Source organism: Anaerolineae bacterium, assembly GCA_011176535.1.
Lineage (GTDB): Bacteria > Chloroflexota > Anaerolineae > Anaerolineales > DRMV01 > DUEP01.
Window position 1 is genome coordinate 1 of the sequence record DUEP01000075.1, and the last position, 3,891, is coordinate 3,891.

Consider the following 3,891-nt stretch of genomic DNA (forward strand, 5'->3'; position numbering starts at 1 on the left):
AAGAAGAAGCAACCTTTGTGGTAAGATTGTGCAGACCGTGTCCTCACGGTTTGGAACTGGTTCGATTTAAGGAGGCAACACCCCATGCAGGTGATTTATCCCTTCACGGCCATCGTTGGTCAAGAGCGCATGAAGCGGGCGCTCATCCTGGTCGCCATCGACCAACGCATCGGCGGCGTGCTCATCCGCGGCGAGCGGGGCACGGCCAAATCCACGGCCGCGCGCGCTCTGGCCGCTTTGCTCCCCAAAGTCAAAATAATTCGCGGTTGCCGTTTCGGTTGCGACCCCGACCAGCCCGCCACCTGGTGCACCGAATGCCGTGAGCGGGCGGCCCAAGGCGAAAACCTGGCCGAACACTTCGAGTGGAAACCCATCCCCTTCGTCAACCTGCCCGTCTCCTCCACCGAGGATCGGGTGGTGGGTACCCTGGACATCGAAGCCGCCATCCAGAAAGGGCAACGGGTGTTCGAGCCCGGGGTGCTGGCCTCGGCCAACCGCGGCATTCTGTACATCGACGAAGTCAACCTGCTGGACGACCATGTGGTGGACCTGCTGCTGGACGCGGCTGCCATGGGTGTCAACATCGTGGAGCGCGAAGGGATTTCCTTCTCCCATCCCGCGCGATTCATCCTCATCGGCACCATGAACCCCGAAGAAGGCGATCTGCGCCCCCAACTGCTGGACCGCTTCGCCCTCTCGGTAGACATCCGGGGGATTCAAAGCCCCGAAGAACGCGTGCAGATCATCGAGCGCAACCTGGCTTTTGAGGCAGACCCCGAAGGTTTCCGCCGGCAATGGCTCCCCCAGGAGCAGGCCCTTTCGGAGCGCATCGCCCACGCCCGGGAACTGGTGGACAAGGTGACCTACACCCGACACGATTTACTCTCCATCGCCTCGCTCACCGCAGCCATGGGTGTGGACGGCCATCGGGCCGACCTGGTCATCCTCAAAGCAGCCCGCGCTCAGGCGGCCTTTGAAGGCCGCCTGGCCATCACCGACCGCGATATCGCCCTGGCCGCCGAACTGGCCCTGCCCCACCGCCTGCGCCGGAACCCGCTGGAAGAGAGCGCGGTCTCCATCACGCAACTACAGGAGCACATCCAGGAACTGCAGGGCGCCGTGGCCCAGCAGGAAACCCAGACGACCTCCACAGCGGAGCAAAACCGGGCCGAAGAAGCAAAAAAAGTCCCGTGGGCGTGAATGCGGAGGAGGCCACCGAGAGCCTGCCCGAGGGCTCGCCCACCCCGGCCCCGCAGGACATCTTCGCCACCGGTCCGGGGCAATGGTGGGAAGGGGGAAAAGAGGTGGCCCCGGCCCAGGCATTCACGCCCCGCACCCTGAACACCCCTTTGGACCATCTGGCCCGCCACCATGCCGGGCGGCGCTCGCAAACCCGCACCAAACGCAAGCGGGGGCGCTACATCCAGGCCCGCGTCCCGCACGGCAAGGTGACCGACCTGGCCTTTGACGCCACGGTGCGGGCGGCCGCACCCTTTCAACAGCGCCGGCGCGAGCAGGCCCCGCCCGGCGCACCTGCCCTCCTCCTGCGCCCCGAGGACCTGCGCGAAAAGGTGCGCGTCCGCCGGGCGGCCAACCTCATCCTCTTCGTGGTGGACGCCTCCTGGTCCATGGCCGTGGCCGAGCGCATGGAGGCCACCAAGGGCGCCATCCTCTCTCTGCTCACCGATGCTTATCAACGCCGCGACCGGGTGGGGTTGATCACCTTTCAAAAAGACCGCGCCCTATTCGTGCTCCCGCCCACCAATTCGGTGGAACTCGCCCACCGGGCCTTGAAGAACATCCCCGTCGGCGGCAAAACGCCCCTTTCCGCCGGGCTGTTCCTGGCCCACCAGGTGGTGCGCCAGGAGCGCCTCACCCACCCCGATGTGGAACCCTTGCTCATCATTCTGACCGACGGGGCGGGCAATGTCTCCATGGGCGACAAACCGCCCCTGGAAGAAGCCTACGAAATCGCTGAGAAAATCGCCGCGGAGAAAATCCGCAGCGTAGTCATCAACATGGAACACCCCGACTTCGATCAAGGCCTGGCCAGGGCGCTGGCCAAGCACCTGCAGGCCGAATGTCTCACCCTGCCGGAACTCCGCGCCCAGGCGCTCTACCAAACGGTGCGCTCCGCCCTGCAATAACCCACCAGGCAACGCCGCAGCCACCGTGGCCTTCAAAAACAGACATGCAAGCCGCCCGGCGGGTCGTTTCGCCGGGCGGCTTGCGTGATAACGCAGGGGCTCACTTCACCGCCACCACCTGCTGCACCTCGGGGAAGAACTGGCGCACGGTGCCCTCAATCCACCCGTGCAAGGTGACCTCTGTCAATCTACACTGCGCACAGGCACCCCCCAGGCGCACCTGCAAGGTATCTCCTTCCAGGGCCACAAATTCCACCCGGCCGCCGTGGTAATACTCGATGTACGCGCTCAGACGCTCGACCAGGGCCCGCACCCGCTCTTCCAGGGGCGCCTGAACACCCGATGGGAGTGTTTGCCCTTCGCTCATCCTTCACCTCCTTGGTTTAGAGCAGGGGAGATCCCCGCCCCTCATCGAATCGGTGCCCGATAAATCTGTTCGCCAGCGGCGACATACAACCAGCGCTCACCGGCAGGATTCTGCTCAGCGCTGATCAGAAACGCCCGAATGGGGCCCGAAAGTGGGGCCTCCGGCCGAATCTGGTGATGGTACGTCAGGCGGAAGGAAAACACGAAAACGCCCGTGCCCTGGCTGTCCAACATGAACAGCGTCGGTTCCTGAATCACGCTCACATCCAGACGCACCGGGCGGGTATCCGCCAGGGTGGGCCCATCCCCACGACCCGGGCGCGTGTCATAATAAGTCAAGGGCTGACAGGCCAGCGGCTCCGTGGGGCTCACCTGGTCGCAACGCATCACCTGGCCATCCACCAACAAGAAGAACAACACGCCCCGTTGAGCCGTGAAATCCACCACCTGATCCAACCAACCCGGCGCTTGCCCGGCGAACAAATCGTAGGGCTCGCCGCTGAAGTCCTCCTGCGCCGTAAAGAGATCCAGGGCCCGTTGCGCCGGGTCCAACAGATACATCTTGTCTCCCAGCAGCCGCAAGAGGCGCCGCCCGGCAGGCAAGGTGGTGTTCAGCGGCAGGGTGCGGGCATACGAAGCCCCCTTGAGCGGACAGTAAATCAGGTTGGCCTGTTCGTCCACCCCCAGCACGGGGTATTCCTTGCCCAAAGTGGGGTCTACCACGACGAAATCCACCAGGGGACCCACGGTCACCCCGGGGAACTGTCCCGGCCCGCAGTCAAAATCCGGGTCGTAATCATACCCTTGCACCACCGGCCGAAAGCGCATCACTTTGCCGGTGACGGCGTCCAGGGCAAAGATGGCCTCCGGCAGACGCTCGATGCGGAGGATGTTTCGGCCCTGCAACGAGAAGCCATTGATCAACGGCTCGAAGGACACCCGCGTCACCTTGTCCAGGGCGTCGACCATCTGCCGCACCTGGGTCTCCAGAGCAGCCACCTCCTGGTCCTTGCCAAAAGCCAGGGCCAGTTGCAACTCGCTCTCGGCCGCCCGGAGCGCCTGATAGCGGGCCGCCTCGTCCGAGACGGCCATGGCCTGCTGGTAGTATTGCTGGGCTACACCAAAGTGATGGGCCATCTGCTCCCGGCGCCCCCGACGCAGGAACACCGTCACGGCAAACGCCACCACAACCAGGGGCACCACGACGGCCGCAAAAGCCATCATGGAACGCGGCAGGGCCACCCATTCCTCGGCGGCGGGCAGGGCCCGGTGCAGCGTCTGGGCCACCGGGCGGGCCACACTTTGCACGCCCCGGCGCACCTGCCGGCCGATGGCCCCCACCCTGACGAGGAGCGCGGCAGCCTGGCGGCGCCATGGG

The 3,891-nt window shown here is 64.9% G+C and carries 4 protein-coding genes; 2 read left to right on the forward strand and 2 right to left on the reverse strand.

The window, feature by feature from the left end; all coding sequences use genetic code 11:
• The first annotated feature begins 84 nt into the window (after positions 1-84).
• Positions 85-1,200: an AAA domain-containing protein gene (locus G4O04_07255; protein HEY58313.1), complete on the forward strand. Its 1,116-nt coding sequence runs from the start codon at positions 85-87 to the stop codon at positions 1,198-1,200.
• A gap of 158 nt (positions 1,201-1,358) precedes the next feature.
• Entirely contained in the window at positions 1,359-2,147 is a 789-nt protein-coding gene (locus tag G4O04_07260) for a VWA domain-containing protein (GenBank protein ID HEY58314.1), read from the forward strand.
• A gap of 100 nt (positions 2,148-2,247) precedes the next feature.
• Here the strand turns inward: G4O04_07260 and G4O04_07265 are convergent, their stop codons facing one another.
• Positions 2,248-2,514 carry a NifU family protein gene (locus G4O04_07265; GenBank protein HEY58315.1) on the reverse strand — a complete coding sequence of 89 codons (267 nt, stop codon included), beginning with the start codon at positions 2,512-2,514 and terminating at the stop codon, positions 2,248-2,250.
• 41 nt (positions 2,515-2,555) lie between these two features.
• On the reverse strand, positions 2,556-3,891 hold a 1,336-nt coding region (locus tag G4O04_07270; GenBank protein ID HEY58316.1), incomplete at its 5' end, for a hypothetical protein.